The organism is Tunturibacter psychrotolerans (assembly GCF_040359615.1).
Lineage (GTDB): Bacteria > Acidobacteriota > Terriglobia > Terriglobales > Acidobacteriaceae > Edaphobacter > Edaphobacter psychrotolerans.
The window spans coordinates 3,511,054-3,526,679 of record NZ_CP132942.1; the positions used below are offsets into that span (position 1 = coordinate 3,511,054).

Below are 15,626 nucleotides of genomic sequence, written 5' to 3' on the forward strand. Positions count from 1 at the left end.
TCAATGCTATTCAGTGAATTCCTCGAGTTCATCCAAGCCGACAAGGCCGGTCCCAATGGCCACATCCAGGCCTCCACTGCCGAGCCCACTGCAGTGATCGGCGCTTCGCTCTCTCGCGTCGACGGCCCGTTGAAGACCACTGGCTCAGCCCGCTACGCATCAGACTACAACTTTCCCGGAATGGTCTACGCCGTCCCCATTGGAGCCACCGTCGCCTCGGGCAAGATAAGCAGCATCGACACCTCCGCCGCCGAGAAGATGCCTGGCGTCCTCACGATTCTTCACCCAAGCAACTTCGACCACGTCTATCGTAACGCCTCCGGCGGACGCAACAGCGAGCAGCGCCCTCCCTTCGAAGATGACTCTGTCTACTACTGGGGCCAATACGTCGCACTCGCTGTAGCCGAAACCTTCGCGCAGGCGCAAGCAGCCGCAGCCGCCGTCAAAATCGTCTACACGCCGGACACATTCAGCGTCGCCACCGACCTCAGCGACCCCATGCCCGCCATCGGCGAACCCGGAGGCCCAAAGATACTGAGCCACCGCGGTGACCCCGAAGCCGTCTTCGCCTCAGCGCCAGTGAAGATCGACTACACCTACACCACACCGGCCGAGACCCACAATCCAATGGAGATGCACGCCACCGTCGCGGTCTTCGACGGCAAAAAGTTCACCCTCTACGAAAGCTCCCAGGGCGTGATGAACCACCTCAACGTCATGAGCCAGGTCCTCGGTGTCCCCAAAGAAAATGTCGAGGTGATCTCCCGCTTTATCGGCTCTGGCTTCGGCGGTAAGCTCTTCCCCTGGCCGCACTCTGCACTCGCAGCGGTCGCCGCTCGCCGCCTCAACCGACCCGTCAAGCTCACGCTCTCACGCAAGATGATGTTTGCCAACGTCGGTCATCGTCCACGCACGCAACAGCGCATGCGTCTCGGCGCGACTCCTGACGGCAAGCTTCTCTCACTCAGCCAGGACTATCGCAACCACACCTCCATCAACGACGACATCCGCGAAAACTGCGGCGAAGCCACCCCATTCCTCTACAGCACCGCCAACCTGCAAGTATCCTCCGCTCTCGTCCGTCGCAACATCGGCACTCCCACGCCCATGCGCGGCCCGGGAGCAGTACCCGGCCTCTTCGCTCTCGAATCAGCCATGGACGAGCTAGCCATTATGCTTCAAAAAGATCCCGTCCAGCTCCGCCTTTCTCTCGACACGCTCACCGACGAGGAGAAGAACAAACCCTTTTCATCCCGTCACCTCAAAGAGTGTCTCGAAGTGGGCTCCAAGAAATTCGGTTGGGAAAAGCGCACCCCAGCCGTAGGCTCCATGCGCAAAGGCGATCTCATCCTCGGATGGGGTGTCGCCGCCGCTTCTTGGTCTGCCGGTCGCGGCATCTCCGAAGCATCCGTCCGTCTCAACGTCGACGGCTCAGCCCGCGTCAGCTCCGGCAGCCAGGACCCCGGCACCGGCACCTACACCGTCATCGCTCAGATCGTCAGTGACAAGACCGGCATCTCCGTCAGCCGCATACAATCCGTCCTCGGCAGTAGCTCACTTCCACCCGGACCTACCTCTGGAGGTTCAACCGCCACCGCCACCATCATTCCCGCCGTCGCCGAAGCTGCCGTCAACGCTATCAAAGTCGTCCTCACCAGCGCAGGCTCTGCCAAGGGCTCACCCTTCTTTGGCAAACAGCCCACCGACCTTGCCATGTCCTCAGGCCGCGTTCACCTCAAAGACCAGACACCCGCGTCCGGCGTTCCCTTTCAGGAGATTCTCAAACTAGCCAACATCGCCAGCGCCAACGGAGAAGGGAAGACCGGAGGCTACGGCTCCGACACCGACGGCAAGAACTTCTCCAGCCACTCCTTCGGAGCGCAGTTCGTAGAGGTCGAGTGGGATCCAGGGATATGCCACCTCCGCGTCAGCCGCGTCGTCAGTGTCGTCGATGCGGGCCGCATCATCAACGACAAGACCGCCCGGAATCAAATGGCAGGAGCCGTCGTCATGGGCATCGGTATGGGCCTGCTCGAGTCCACCACCTACGATCCCCGCAACGGTCACCCCATCAATGACAACTTCGCCGACTACGTCGTCCCCACCTCTGCCGACCATCCGGAAATCGACGTGACCTTTCTCGACATCCCCGACCCCATGATCGGAGAGTACGGTGCCCGTGGCATCGGCGAGATTGGTCTCGCCGGAATGGCCCCAGCCATCACGGCCGCCGTCTACCATGCCACCGGAGTCCGCGTACGCGATCTACCCGTCCGCGTCGAAGACCTCATCACCGCCACAGCCGCTATCTAGACCCGGCTCTTAAGCCTTCGAGCTCAGGAGGTGGGCCCACCTAATCACCTTGCCACATACGTATAAGCTACGCCGTTGATATAACGGCATCCACACGATTTAGAGTCAGCCTCCGAAGCTTCCCAAATCGCGAATCGCGATTCTGGCAACGTGAGCAATGGCGGCAGAGAAGATAGGCGATCTGATCCGCTTGCGGCAGCGTCAACAGAGCCATCATCTTTGGCCTCTTGAGATCTGGATCCGGCCAGATAGGCTTGAGCGGGCAACAAAATTCTCCCCTCGCTGACGACATCCCCACGGATGTTTTCTATGGTGTCGTGAAGTGGTTCACCGAACTCTTCACCCCATCGCTCTTGCCGCTGGCCTGTATCGAGTCGACTGTGTAGTAGTAGGTCGTCTGCGGCTTGAGGTTATCGAGACGTACTCGGAAGATCGTAGATGGATGATCCGGATTCAACCGGATAGGAGATTTTGCAGTCTCGATCAGGCGATTTGGATCGGCGCCATAGTGCACGACTCCAAAATGCACCGGGGATCCGCCGGGATTATTGGTTGTCCAGCTGATAATCGTCAGATATTCCTTGACCAACTCAATCCTGGGTCCCTCGATGATTCGCACCTGCGAGGCTTCTGGAGTGGTGGGACTTACCTGAGCGAAGAGGTTGCCGCTCAAAATCGAGATCGCTAATATGGCAAAGGCTCTGCTCATGCTCACCTCACCCACAGACAGATCATAGTCCTGCATTTCGGCCTTTCAGCGGTCCGCTACGGAATAGAAGGGCTAGGGGCGGGCGCAACGCTACAGATCGCGGATGCGCACGGCGGGAGGGGAGGAGTTGCGATCAAGTGCTCATTGCCTTGGGTCGCAGCCGAACCACCTTTCATGCATGCACCCGTATAAATGTCGCTGTTGAGGTAAGGCCTCGTAAAACCATCCGATAGTGTTTGCAGGAAGGCGACGAGCTGGTTCTCTTCCTCATCTGTCAGGCCAAGATTACCGGAAGTCATGTCAATATTGTTCCGCACCTCTGGCAGGGGCCAGCAGTCTACCTTTTCAGTCGTTCCCTTGGGGCAATGGCCGGAGGTCACCGGGTACGCATACTTGTCGCGCGTATTGTAGAAATGCACAACCTGCTTTAGGCTTTTGAAGTAACCATTGTGAAAGAACGCTTTCTGGAAATAGGGGCCGGGAGCTTCACTGGTGGGACATTGTGGCGGTGTCGAGGCAACATCACGAACGCTGGACACCTGCATTTGGCCGTCCACAGTGGGCGCGTACTGCTTCCACTTCAAGTTCGGGTTTGGGCCAGAACCGAACGCACTTCTGAGAAAGCTTCCGAGTCCCAAATCCCTGTAGCCGAAGCCGTAAGGGTTGGCAATGAACCCGTAGGAATCCGGTTTGGTCTGGTAGTAGAAGGCATTCCCGGGATTTAGCGGCACCCCCTCATTCGCTGAGCCGAAACAGGTGAACAGAGGGTTCACCATGGCGACCGCGCTCGTGTCAGCCTGATCTGATTTCAGACTGGTGCCCCGTCCGTCGAGGTGACACGAATTGCAGTTGCCCTTGCCGTTGAATAGTTTGAAACCAGACATCTCATCTGAAGTAAGCGTGTATTTGGCGGCTAAGAAGGCATCGAATTTCGACGAGAATGGGCTCACCTGCACGGACTGCTCGAATGAGTCGATGGACTGCGCCCAGCGGTCATAAACTATATTTGCGCGGGTTCGATCGCCTGCACTAAGAGGCAGCGGCGTCGTGTTCCCGCCAAACACAGCGGCTCCTCCCGGGGTTGCGCAGATGCGCGCAGTCTCGCGTGGGAACTTGATATCGAATGAACCTTCGCCCCATACCTCTTCGAACAGAGGCCTGTAGGCCGCCTGGGAAAGCCGAAACGCGATGCAAGCTGTATCGGGGAAACCCATTTCCTGAGTATCGACTGGAGGTCCCTGTGCCTGTTCGGCGTCGGGAATCCGCAGCTTATATCCAGTTGCTCGCGAATCCCAGAAGTTTCCGCCAAAGAACAGACCCTGTTCCTGGTTGTATTGGAGAACAGGGAAGAACGGTGAATATGGGTGTCGTTGCGGTGTCCGCTTGCCGGCCCGAAAGTGAACCGCTCCCGGAAACGCGATCATTGTCAGGTTGACCGAGGGAATCGGTCCGCTGAAGCCGGCATATGGCATGTGGCAGGACGCGCATGCCTGGTTCTTGCGCGGCGAGATTGTACTGTCGTAGAGCATAAGTTCACCGAGCGTTTCTATCGCTTCAGTCCCGATATTCTGAAGCACCGGCGGCTGACCTGTCAGAACGGGATGGCCTAAGGCTTTCCAGCGCGCGAGCGCGCGGCTTTCAACCAAGTCCACCTCTCGTTGGACGCGAGTTATTTCGGAGTTCAAATCAGTCGGTAGAATGCCCGGCGGGTACGGGTTGTAAGTCGCTGCCGACCCGACTGCACTTCCTTCGCTTTGTCCGCGCACGATGTGAGCGAAGATTAACATGGCGATAGCGATCGTTACACAGGCCGCCACTAGTGCTATCGATCTTAGCCGTCTCATGAAGCCCCCTTAACTTTTAGGGTTTCCTTCAGTATTGGTAATTGCCAGCTCTCGGTGTCATTGTGCAACGGAAAAAAGCGTTTCTGGAAACTACTCACAACCTAGGCCGCTTGCCTTGTCGAGGATTCAGCTACACAAGAATCCTTCAATGAACAATTTATATCGGAAGGTCGGTAACTCATCGTGTTAGGTTCTTCTAACAACAATCCAGAAAGGCTGATAGACGTGAGGTCAGCATCAGGCTGCCAACATCGCGGCGGTGAGAGCGAAGCGCGGCGCGAAGATCGAATGCTCCCACTTGATCATCTAGAGCCATATCTTATGCCAAACTCGCATGCACCTACCTGTTGACCAATGTCAGAGAGTGCGGAGCATTAACCGTCTCTCCTGCAGCGCGAGGCCAGTTTATTGTCAGCAGAGCCCCTCCCTGTGGAGGATTCGACGCCGTTACACTTCCTCCATGAGCGCGCACCACCGCTTCAACGAATGCAAGCCCCAACCCACGACCCTTCGAATCTCTTCCTTTCACCCGCTGCTCGAACATCTGGAGGCCGATCTCCGAGGCAAATCCCGGGCCATCATCCTCGACAGTCAAGATCACCGTGTTCTCACTTGCTCCAAGTCGTATGGAAACAGTGCATGCGGCGGGCAAGTGATTGCATTCGTTATCGAGCAGGTTTGCGATTACTCGATGAAGAAGGGCAGCGTCTGCCAGGACCGTGACAGGACCGGCGCTACGCAGATCCACCCGAAGTCCTTTTTCCGACATACATGGCTCATACAGATTGAGCATGACTCGAAGCAGTTCATCTAGATCGACTTCCGTGCGCGACAACCTCAGCGCATCAGCTCTTGCTTCCGCAACATCGAGCGAAGTATTCAGGAATTCCGTTAGTCGATCTAGTTCATCGATGGCCGAGACGATTGGCTCACTCTGCTCGACTTTTAGATCGCTCGACAGAACGATCTCCAGTTTCCCCCGAATCGCCGTCAACGGGCTACGAAGATCGTGGGCGAGGGACTCCGTAATAGTGTGCAGCTGGTGCATTGAACTTTCTATCCGGTCCAGCATGTGGTTGAGCGTTAACGCCAGATGCCCTACTTCGTCGTTGCGCTTGTTGGTTGGAACTCTACTGCTCAAGTCAGATTGTCCAATTCTGGATGCGGCCTCAGTGATCTCGCTGACATAGTTGAGCATGCGTCGGGTAGCGTAGAAGACGATCGCAAAGCCAAACAAGACGATGAGTAGCCAAAGGCAGAGGAAGCGGAATCGGAGGTTCCTGAGTACGCGCAATTCGTCTCGTTCCGAAAGGCCAAGATAGATGTGGCTCCCATCCTCCATGCGCACCGACGCCACTCGAAAGGGGTGCTTGAATCCCTTGACATTCAAGTCGTAAGGCACATCGGTAACCATTTTGAGTGCGCGAATGGCAGTTAAGTGCGGTGTCCCGTCACCGACACCAACCCAAAGTTTCAGATCACCGTCGTCTCCGGCTTGAAGAAAGAAGACCGAGTCGTTCTCATTGCCATTCGAGCGCAGTTTGTTTGGCACTTCTCTACTTGCAAGTTCCGCGACTTCTCTCACTACCCGACTGTAGAGGCGGTCCTTTGGCGTTCGCCCGGCTACATCACCGAGTACTGCCACCTCTCCAGTGAGCCACGCGTCGCTCCGGCGTTGAATGTCGTTCGCTACGAAGCGATGGACCATCGCAAAAACCAGCATTGTTCCAATGGCAAAGACTAGGGTTGCCCAGAGGGAGATACGCCATGCGGCACTGCGCATGATCGGATTAGCGGTCTTTGAGGACATAACCAATACCTCGTAAAGTCTTGATCAGCGGCTCGCGGCCTTCAATATCCACCTTGCCGCGCAACCGGTAGATATGGACGTCGACAACGTTAGTGTCCGGCTGAATTCGCATTCCCCATACCTCGGAGAGAAGCATGGATCGAGTGACAACTCTCCCGGCATGGCGGCAAAGGTATTCCAGGAGAACAAACTCCTGTGGGCTTAGATTCAGGACTTCGCCCCCACGGGAGGCTCTACGCCTGATGAAGTCCAGTTCCAGGTCGAGTACACGCAAACGTGAGGCTTCTTCGCTCGCAGCCAGGTTTCGTCTCAAGAGGTTGCGCAGCCGAGCCAGCAATTCGGCGAGAGCAAAGGGTTTGGTCAGGTAGTCGTCGCCACCTAGTTCCAGTCCCTTGACTCTGTCGTCGACTGATCTTCTGGCCGAAAGTATCAATACAGGGCTGCTTACGCCAGATTGTCGAAGCTGAAGAATCAGGTCAATGCCATCTTGATCCGGAAGGCCAAGGTCGACGATCAGAACGTCATACTTCTTTCCAGACGCAAGTTGAGCGGCGGCTCGCCCATCTTTGGCGGCATCCACCTCGTAACCCGCATCAGTGAGCGACTGCTTGAGGAAACGCTGAATCTCGAGTTCGTCCTCCACGAGCAGGAGTTGCATGGAGTGATGGTAAGCCATTTTGATTCACGATTCGCACACTTCAGGAGGCTGCAAGATGACGATTCGGTCATCTACGTCCACTCATCGATGGACGAATCGAGAAAGGCTAGACAAAGAACAGGATAGTCGGAATAACGACCCTGACGTAAAGGTGACCAGGACGATCGATTTCCGGCGCGCACACTTCCAACCCGTTATGAGGTCCGTGCGCGTTGATACCGCAAGTGCAAGTGCTGTGGCGGCAAAGAATCGATGCATGAGGCGATGGATTGGAGCGATGCTGCAAATGTCATTTCGGAGTATCGACCTCTCAATTTGAAAGCTCTGGCAGAGCGCCCAATGCCGATTCCGAAGAACACTCGTGGTCGTGCATCTTGCCTTGCTCTTTCGCAACTTTACATGTGGACGGACGAATTTCAGGGGGCGCTACGGTGATTGCGGCCTCTATGAACAAATCGTCATCCTATCCCTTCCTGCAAAGTGCTATCAAAAGAATAAAGGTCTCGTCTCAACGAGTAGCCGTTGTATTGAGAATACGGAGCCTGTTCTCTCAAGTAGTCGACCGTCGCCGGGTTGTCGTCTCTTCGTGGTCCAGCTTCCCCACTACACAAACGCGACATTAATCTCGATTATCCGGGCTGAGGACATATTCCGCTTGACTACGGCTTACCTGAACCGCATCGCTACTGCCGTACCAGAGCACGATGTGCATGACACCTTCGTCGTCTTTGCAGAGAAGATGCTCGCCGACCCTCGGCTACGTGTGGTCTTCCGCCGCATGGTGAGTCGCGCCGACATCGCCCATCGCTATTCGTTCCTCGATCCGCAGAAAGGTTCCGGCCAATTCTCGCCGCATGACGCGAATGAGTTTTATCGGCTAGGTAACTTTCCCAACACGACGCGGCGTATGGAACTGTTTGAGCAGAGCGCTCCTGTGCTGATGAAGAAGGCCGTAGATCGGCTTGCGCTCAATGAGATGGAACGCTCCGGTATTACGCATGTACTGGTGACCTGCTGCACGGGGCTCTATGCGCCGGGGCTGGACTTTGAGATCGTCGACCACCTCGGGCTTTCGGCGGATGTGGAGCGCACGATGGTTGGATTCATGGGATGCTATGCCGCGATCAATGCGCTGAAGCTGGCGCGGCACATTGTGCGCTCAGATCCGAAAGCGGGTGTTCTGATGGTCAACCTGGAGCTGTGTACGCTGCACTTCCAGGAGACGCAGGAACTGGAGCAGGTGCTCTCTTTCCTGGTCTTTGCCGATGGTGCGGCGGCGAGCCTGATTACTGCTCGCGAACAGGGTCTCGCGTTGGACAGCTTCAAGGCGGTGATGGTGCCGGAGACACGTGGGCTGATTACCTGGAAGATCCGCGATCTTGGGTTTGACATGCTGCTCTCAGGACAGGTGCCGGGAGAGCTGGGCCGCGCGCTGCATGAGGGCGAACTGATGGCGGAGCGCGACGGCATCGACCTGTGGGCGGTGCATCCCGGCGGACGGTCGATTCTGGATGCGGTGGAGAAGGGACTGGAACTGCCGACGGATGCGCTGGCAGCGTCGCGCGAAGTGCTATCGTGCTTCGGCAACATGTCGTCGGCGACGGTGATGTTTGTGCTGCAGCGAATAATGCAGCAAGCACGCCGGGGGCAGCGTGGGTGTGCGATGTCTTTTGGGCCGGGGTTAACGGCGGAGACGATGCGCTTCCATGGGGTCTAGTGCACAGATCGACTTCAGTCGGCGGGTCTCTCCACGTGAATTGCCGGAGCTGATGGATGGTGACTGTTGTTATGAGGATTTCCGTGACTGCCTGCGCAGTCTGGAAACAGTCAATCGCTGGCTGCTGGGTTATCGGCCGACACTGGCTTGGCTGGAGCAGTTGCCATATGGATTGCATGATCCGGTACACATCGTCGATGTGGGCAGTGGCGGCGGCGATCTACTGCGGCAGATTGCAGGCTGGTCACGGAGACGGGGCATTGCTGTGCAGTTAACGGGGATCGACTTGAATCCTTATGCGGCACGTGCAGCAGCGGAGTCAACGCCAAAGGAGTTCGGAATCGAATGGGTGACCGGCGATGCTCTGGAGTATCGACCGAAGAAGCCGGTCGATATCGTCGTGAGCTCGCTGCTGGCACATCATCTGGAGGACGAGGAGATCGTCGCGCTGCTGAGGTGGATGGAAGCGACGGTGCAGGTGGGTTGGTTTATCAATGATTTGGAGCGGGCGGAGTGGAGTAGTCGGATGTTTGGGTGGGTGCGTTGGCACTGGCTTGTGCGGCATGATGGACCGGTGTCGTTCCGGAGGGCTTTCCGGAAGGAGGATTGGGTACGGCTGCTGGCTGTCGCTGAGGTCCCGCGAGAGGCGGCGACGGTGGAGAAGTGGCGTCCGGGACGGTTGTGCGTGGGGCGGTGGAAGTGAGGTCGGTGATTCTAAAACGTCACGTGAAACTAAGAGATATGAAGCCTCTCGCCTCCGTCGCCCTCATGGCGCACCTCATCACGTCTAACCATCTGAGAGGCGAATAATGCCAACTTCCACTGTGCTAGCGCCAAGCTCCGCCGGTTCCAGATTCAAGACGATTCTCTGGGTCTCGCTTGGTCTCACCGTACTCTTCGTCTTCATTACCTCAGAAGTTCTCCTCGTCACCGACTATCCGATGTACCACGCCTACCGTCTGCAGGTCATTGCGGACCGCCATCTCCTCATCCCGCATACACTCGCCGGAATCTTCGCTCTTCTGATCGGCCCCATCAACTTCTCCTCCCGGATCCGCCAGCGTCACCTTCAACTCCATCGCATCCTCGGCCGCATCTACGTCATCTCCGTGTTTGTTGGTTCCTTCACGGGAATCGCACTCGCAGCTGGCCGGCCGGGTTTCCCCGGAACTTCCATGCAAGCCGCCGCCTGGATGGTCTGCACCACCGCGGCCTTCATCACCGCGCGCAACCGCCAAATCACACAGCACCGCCAATGGATGGCGCGCTCCTATGCTGTTACCTTTACCTTCGTCTCCAGTCGCGTGCTCAACCTCTGGCCGCGTTACTGGAGTCACTTGGGCGACGTCTTATCCGCAGTCGGCGTGATTGCCTTCACACTTGCCTCGCTGCTGATCATGGACCTCGGGCTCAACTGGCATGAACTCACCACCCGACGTGACTGATCGTTGGCCAGGAGGCCATGGGATCTAGCAATGTCATTAAGCCAAGCGATCCGCATCTGGCCCTCGTGAACTGGGTTTGCAGATGTCCTATTTCTCGAAGCTGATTCCTTCAAGATCCGAGCTGACCGGAGGGCCGTAACCACCTAGTTGTCCGACTATCCTCATTACGGCAGGCTCCTGGCCTTCCAAAACCCATACCATCACATCTTTGGGCTGCAGGCCGATCAGCCGCGCGATCACGCCCACGATACCGCCCAACTCGGGATGGATGCGAAACACGGCCGCCTTGAGTGTTTGTCCTGTCGTGTGAAACGGCTGCTCGCCCTCCGAAGAGATGAGGAGCTGAATCAACCGCCCTCCGGCGACTGGCGCCAGCATCCCCACGCGAAACGGCGCCGCATTTTGTGGCAGATTCAGCAGTAAGGTTCCAACGAATCCATTCGCCAGATCATCCGGCATGTCGATGTGGTGGCTCTCGATGTGTATCTTCCCACTCTTGTCCTCCGTGCGGCTGGTTGCTATGCCGGTAGCAGCTTCTACTGTAAAGTCGACCGGCTTCACAAAGAACGGCCCATTCTGAATGTGATGGTTGCGTACTAACCGAAATGTGCCCTGCTGCCTGTACGTCGTCGTCTCGTCGTCAATCGATCCATCCACAAAGTGATAGCTCAGGCGCATCGTCACTTCATCACCCTGCACGACCTGCGAAAACTCACCACTGGCGATGATTTTTCCAGCCTCGGAGCGCGCCACCATAAACCGATGCATCGGGCGTTGAATATGTCTTACTGAAATTGGTTCAGCCGGCGCTGCGGTGCCCATCGTTATCGCCCAAAAAGCGGCTACCAGGAAATCGTTTCGCCTCATCAATACCTCGTCCTAACACCTTAGACGCCTTCCGATACCCCGCGAACCCGGCACCATTTCACTTCGACATGTGCATCCGTCCAGCCGGCGCTCTCCCGGCTTCAAAATGACGATTTGTACAGAATGAAGTGCCGAACTGTTTTTTGGACGTCTACTAGAAAGATGGAATCCCGCCTCAAATTGATTGAACATCCAGTGAATTAGGAGGGAATGTTTGCAAGACGAAGTACTGATCCTCGGTGGTGGAGTAGCAGGCTGTGCGGCTTCGATCGCGCTCGCTCGAAGGGGACGAAGCGTCACGCTGATTGAACGCGAGCCCACACCGCGCCATAAGGTCTGCGGTGAGTTTCTAAGCGGTGAGGCCCTTGAGGACCTGCACGCGCTCGGCATCGACGTGGCCTCGCTTGGCGCTGTGCCCATCTATTACGTTCGCCTTGCCGCCTCCAGACGCGCCGCGGAGGCTCCGTTGCCTTTTCCCGCGGCCTCGCTCACGCGCAAAGCGCTGGATACAGCGCTCATCGCCGCAGCCATCGCTGCGGGAGTCCGCGTTAAGCGTGGTTGCAGTGTGCAATCGCTCAGCCGCGCAACCGCCAACCTCTGGCAGGCTACACTCGACGACGGCACCACCTACGAAGCTCCAACCGCCTTTCTCGCCACGGGAAAGCGTGATCTGCGCGGCCACGGTCGCCCAAAGGACCCTCACCAATGGGTCGCCTTCAAGATGTATTACCGACTGTCCGCCGCGCAGACCGCTGACCTGGCGGACGCCTCCGAGTTGACGCTCTATTCCGGAGGTTACGGTGGCATCCAACCGGTGGAAGACGGCATTACGAATTTCTGCTGTGTGGTGCAACGGCAGTATTTTGCACGTGCGGGTCTTCGCTGGGAAGGCCTCCTTGCGAAGATGCAGCAGGACTGTCCCCACCTCGCGATGCGGCTTGACGGTGCGGAGCCACTGCTCGACAAACCGATTACCATCACTCATATCCCCTACGGTTACATCCGCCGCGCAACCGAGGATGGGCTCTACTGTATCGGCGATCAGGCAGCCGTAATCCCCTCGTTTACCGGTGATGGCATATCCATCGCCCTGCACACTGCCCGCCGTGCCGCCGCTGCCTATCTTGCTGCGGAGCCGGCGCCCGTCTTTCAGCCAAAACTGCGCTCCGCACTGCTGCCCCAGATGCGTCTTGCCGAGGTCGCCGCCGACGGCTTGAACAACGCACTCGCGCGCGCTGTACTGCCGTTTTGCCTCAGGGTCTGGCCCGGCGCGATGCGCGTAACAGCTAGACTCACGCGTGTCACCCAGCCCGCTGCTGTTGCTCCAGAGGCTTTCGCCAACTGAAATCGAGCCACGCCAAAACAACTCTCGGCGGTTAAACCTTTTAGGGGGAGATGAAGCATGAAATCCGTCGCAGTCGTAGCCCTCGCGCTCATATTCGCTCCAGCCGCACTCGCCCAGCATCAGTCGTTCGCAGTCAACCCCGATAGCAGCGAGGTCAAGATGAAGCTGAACACGACTCACGAGGTCGTCAACGGCACATTTCACATTCAATCCGGATCGATTGAGTTTGACCGCAGCGCTCCTAAGATGTCGGGATCGGTGGCCGTACTGGCCGGCAGCGGAAAGACCGGTAACGACAGCCGCGATAAGAAGATGAATAAGGACATTCTCAAAGTAGATCAGTACACAACCGTCTCCTTTGCGCCCAAAACCTACACCGGGAAAATCGCACCCTCTGGCGACTCAACCATTCAGGTGAGCGGAGTATTCACCTTACTTGGTACTCCCCACGACCTGACGACTCCAATGCAGATTCACATAGATGGATCGAAGGCAACGGTGAGGGCTCAATTCGTCGTTCCCTATGTTCAGTGGGGTCTCAAGAACCCAAGCTTCATGTTCTGGAAAGCTGAGAATGACGTTGCGATTGATCTCAATCTCGTTGGCCAGGTTTCTAACTAACCATGCTGTTTGCACGCTGCAATAGGACCATTTGTCCTAACTGCACTCGCTTTTCATTGAAACAATCGGAGCTACAAAGAACTGTGCCCAATTCCGGGTGTCGCCCTATGCTGACACGCAGACGTTTTACTCAACTTTCTGGGATGGCGGTCGGCTCACTCGCATTGTCAGCCTCGGCCCGCGCCGCGGAGGCGCCAGACGTGACGCTTGAGATTGCTCCGTACACCCTGGAAGCTTCGCCGAAGCATCACATCCGGACCGTGGCTTACAACAGCCAGATTCCCGGACCGTTGTTCCGGATGCGTGAGGGAGAAGCGCAGTCTGTTGAGATTCGGAACCTGACGAAAGATTCGGAGGTTGTTCACTGGCACGGCCTTTACTTGCCGCCGGATATCGACGGAGCAATGGAGGAGGGCACGCCGATGATTGCGCCTGGTGCCTCTACGCGCTATACGATGACGCCCAGGCCAGCAGGTTTCCGCTGGTATCACACGCACACGTTCGCGGGGAAGAACCTCACCAAGGCGCAATACGGTGGACTGCACGGTTTCCTGCTGATCGAACCGCGTGACAACCCTGCTGCCTATGATCGAGAGATCTTCCTTGGACTCCATGACTGGAATGGGCAATTTCTGAGCAGTGACGACGGTTATATGAACCCGGTCTACGACGTGGCAACGATCAACGGTAAGATGCTCGGCTCTGGAGATCCAGTAAAGGTAAAACAAGGCGAGCGCGTCATGATGCACATCCTTAATAGCAGCCCGACCGAGGTTCACTGGATTTCGTTCTCGGGGCACAGCTTCAAGGTGGTGGCGCTGGATGGAAATCCGGTAGCCCAGGCTCAGACAGTTTCCGTGCTTCGGCTCGCGCCCGCGGAGCGCGTCTCTGCCATAGTGGAGATGAACAATCCTGGCGTATGGGTCCTGGGTGAAGTCCGTAAGCATGTTCAAGCCAGCGGAATGGGCGTTGTCATCGAATACGCCAACTCTTCCGGCAAGCCCGTGTGGACGCAACCGGAGGGTCTTGTGTGGAACTATCGCCAGTTCGCAGCGGCGGGCGATGCCGCACAACATCAAGACGCAAAACAGATCGAGCTGGTTTTTGATTCCAAGTTCCAGGGCCACGGTAACGAAGAGCTCTGGCGTATTGACGGTCTTGGCTATCCTCAGAACTCGACACCTGCCAACTCACCCATTCTGCAGACCGGACAGCGATACCGTCTGGTCATGAAGAACAAAAGCATGGACGACCATCCCATGCATCTACACCGGCACACGTTTGAGGTGCGCCGTATCGAGGACAGCCCTGAGATCGCGGGTGTGAGAAAGGATGTGGTGCTGGTGCGCGCCGGTGGAACCGTCGGGGTAGAGTTTGTGGCCGACAATCCGGGCAAGACACTTTTTCACTGCCACCAGCAAGATCACATGGACCGAGGATTCATGATGGTGTTCGACTATGCGTAGCTCACCCATCAAGCTGGCTGCCTTCGCGGTCCTCGCGATCTCGCTCATCTGCTGCGAGCGATCTGGTGTGGCACAAGGAAACTATGAGATCCAGGTTTACGGGGCAGACACCGTTGCCCCGAAGACATTGATGACTGAATTGCACTCCAACTTCACCCCGGAAGGTCAGAAGTACTACATCAATGGCGTCATTCCGACCAATCATCAGCAGCATGAAACGCTCGAACTTACAGAAGGCATTACGAACTGGTCGGAGATCGGCTTCTATGTCTTCACCAGCGAACAGGATGGTCACGGTGTGCAGTGGGTTGGCGATCACATACGCCCGCGCGTCCGCGCACCCGATAGCTGGCATCTTCCGGTGGGTCTTAGTCTATCTACCGAAATCGGTTACCAGCGCGCCGTCTATTCCCCGGACACATGGACATGGGAGATACGGCCCATCATTGATAAGACCGCGGGACGGTGGTATTTCGCAGTGAATCCGGCACTGGAACGCACCTTGCACGGCCCCGACGTGAATCAAGGGCTCGGCTTTTCTCCGGCCGCAAAGGTGAGCTATGACTTCACACGAGTAGTGAGCTGCGGCGTTGAATACTACGCCGACTATGGACGCCTCGGAGCATTCGACTCATTGCATTATCAGCAACAGCAAATCTTCGTTGTCACCGACCTGAATACTTCGCCGAAGTGGGAGATAAACATCGGGGTAGGAGTCGGATCCACCGCAAGTACCGACCATCTCATTGTGAAGGGGATCCTCGGCAGACGTTTCGATTGGGGAAGAAAATCAGCGATCGAATAGGTAGTTAAATATTGATATTTGCTCAG

14 protein-coding genes are annotated in these 15,626 nt (G+C 56.9%); 9 read left to right on the forward strand and 5 right to left on the reverse strand.

From position 1 onward, the window contains the following. The first annotated feature begins 3 nt into the window (after positions 1-3). A complete protein-coding gene (locus RBB77_RS14540; RefSeq protein WP_353062467.1) occupies positions 4-2,313 on the forward strand; it encodes a xanthine dehydrogenase family protein molybdopterin-binding subunit in 2,310 nt (769 codons plus the stop codon). Positions 2,314-2,620: 307 nt separating this feature from the next. Here the strand turns inward: RBB77_RS14540 and RBB77_RS14545 are convergent, their stop codons facing one another. The 3 genes from RBB77_RS14545 to RBB77_RS14555 form a co-directional block, all read right to left on the reverse strand. Beyond that, positions 2,621-3,022, reverse strand: coding sequence for a fibronectin type III domain-containing protein (locus RBB77_RS14545; protein WP_353062468.1), 402 nt, complete (start codon positions 3,020-3,022; stop codon positions 2,621-2,623). 56 nt (positions 3,023-3,078) lie between these two features. Beyond that, entirely contained in the window at positions 3,079-4,668 is a 1,590-nt protein-coding gene (locus RBB77_RS14550; protein WP_353062469.1) for a cytochrome-c peroxidase, read from the reverse strand. Between the two features lie 538 nt (positions 4,669-5,206). Continuing rightward, the gene (locus RBB77_RS14555) at positions 5,207-6,160 is read right to left on the reverse strand and encodes a sensor histidine kinase (RefSeq protein ID WP_353062470.1); all 954 of its coding nucleotides are present in this window, start codon (positions 6,158-6,160) and stop codon (positions 5,207-5,209) included. Between the two features lie 144 nt (positions 6,161-6,304). Between RBB77_RS14555 and RBB77_RS14560 the strand changes: the two genes are divergently transcribed. After that, entirely contained in the window at positions 6,305-6,610 is a 306-nt protein-coding gene (locus tag RBB77_RS14560; protein ID WP_353062471.1) for a hypothetical protein, read from the forward strand. Between the two features lie 46 nt (positions 6,611-6,656). Here RBB77_RS14560 and RBB77_RS14565 read toward each other — a convergent pair whose 3' ends face one another. After that, a complete protein-coding gene (locus RBB77_RS14565) occupies positions 6,657-7,352 on the reverse strand; it encodes a response regulator (RefSeq protein ID WP_434557064.1) in 696 nt (231 codons plus the stop codon). A gap of 637 nt (positions 7,353-7,989) precedes the next feature. Between RBB77_RS14565 and RBB77_RS14570 the strand changes: the two genes are divergently transcribed. From RBB77_RS14570 to RBB77_RS14580, 3 genes are all read left to right on the forward strand, one after another. Then, entirely contained in the window at positions 7,990-9,051 is a 1,062-nt protein-coding gene (locus RBB77_RS14570; RefSeq protein WP_353062472.1) for a type III polyketide synthase, read from the forward strand. Then, positions 9,041-9,754, forward strand: a complete 714-nt coding sequence (locus tag RBB77_RS14575) for a methyltransferase domain-containing protein (protein WP_353062473.1) — start codon at positions 9,041-9,043, stop codon at positions 9,752-9,754. Before RBB77_RS14570 ends, RBB77_RS14575 begins: the two co-directional genes overlap by 11 nt. A gap of 106 nt (positions 9,755-9,860) precedes the next feature. Continuing rightward, on the forward strand, positions 9,861-10,496 hold the full coding sequence (locus tag RBB77_RS14580) for a DUF2306 domain-containing protein (protein ID WP_353062474.1): 636 nt from the start codon (positions 9,861-9,863) through the stop codon (positions 10,494-10,496). Between the two features lie 87 nt (positions 10,497-10,583). On the opposite strand, the gene RBB77_RS14585 is transcribed toward RBB77_RS14580, so the two are convergent. After that, on the reverse strand, positions 10,584-11,363 hold the full coding sequence (locus tag RBB77_RS14585) for a hypothetical protein (protein WP_353062475.1): 780 nt from the start codon (positions 11,361-11,363) through the stop codon (positions 10,584-10,586). 214 nt (positions 11,364-11,577) lie between these two features. Here RBB77_RS14585 and RBB77_RS14590 point away from each other — a divergent pair, with 214 nt between their 5' ends. The 4 genes from RBB77_RS14590 (at position 11,578) to RBB77_RS14605 (ending at position 15,600) form a co-directional block, all read left to right on the forward strand. Further along, the gene (locus RBB77_RS14590) at positions 11,578-12,708 is read left to right on the forward strand and encodes an NAD(P)/FAD-dependent oxidoreductase (RefSeq protein WP_353062476.1); all 1,131 of its coding nucleotides are present in this window, start codon (positions 11,578-11,580) and stop codon (positions 12,706-12,708) included. Between the two features lie 57 nt (positions 12,709-12,765). After that, complete coding sequence (locus RBB77_RS14595) at positions 12,766-13,329, forward strand: YceI family protein (protein WP_353062477.1); 564 nt, start codon at positions 12,766-12,768, stop codon at positions 13,327-13,329. Between the two features lie 200 nt (positions 13,330-13,529). Continuing rightward, the gene (locus RBB77_RS14600; protein ID WP_353062478.1) at positions 13,530-14,795 is read left to right on the forward strand and encodes a multicopper oxidase family protein; all 1,266 of its coding nucleotides are present in this window, start codon (positions 13,530-13,532) and stop codon (positions 14,793-14,795) included. Continuing rightward, on the forward strand, positions 14,788-15,600 hold the full coding sequence (locus RBB77_RS14605; RefSeq protein WP_353062479.1) for a hypothetical protein: 813 nt from the start codon (positions 14,788-14,790) through the stop codon (positions 15,598-15,600). Before RBB77_RS14600 ends, RBB77_RS14605 begins: the two co-directional genes overlap by 8 nt. Positions 15,601-15,626: the final 26 nt, after the last annotated feature.

Coding starts and splice junctions, on each gene's coding strand:
- RBB77_RS14540 (WP_353062467.1), top strand. CDS start 4: ATGCTATTCAGTGAATTCCTCGAGTTCATCCAAGCCGACAAGGCCGGT.
- RBB77_RS14545 (WP_353062468.1), bottom strand. CDS start 3,022: ATGAGCAGAGCCTTTGCCATATTAGCGATCTCGATTTTGAGCGGCAAC.
- RBB77_RS14565 (WP_434557064.1), bottom strand. CDS start 7,352: ATGGCTTACCATCACTCCATGCAACTCCTGCTCGTGGAGGACGAACTC.
- RBB77_RS14575 (WP_353062473.1), top strand. CDS start 9,041: ATGGGGTCTAGTGCACAGATCGACTTCAGTCGGCGGGTCTCTCCACGT.
- RBB77_RS14580 (WP_353062474.1), top strand. CDS start 9,861: ATGCCAACTTCCACTGTGCTAGCGCCAAGCTCCGCCGGTTCCAGATTC.
- RBB77_RS14585 (WP_353062475.1), bottom strand. CDS start 11,363: ATGAGGCGAAACGATTTCCTGGTAGCCGCTTTTTGGGCGATAACGATG.
- RBB77_RS14595 (WP_353062477.1), top strand. CDS start 12,766: ATGAAATCCGTCGCAGTCGTAGCCCTCGCGCTCATATTCGCTCCAGCC.
- RBB77_RS14605 (WP_353062479.1), top strand. CDS start 14,788: ATGCGTAGCTCACCCATCAAGCTGGCTGCCTTCGCGGTCCTCGCGATC.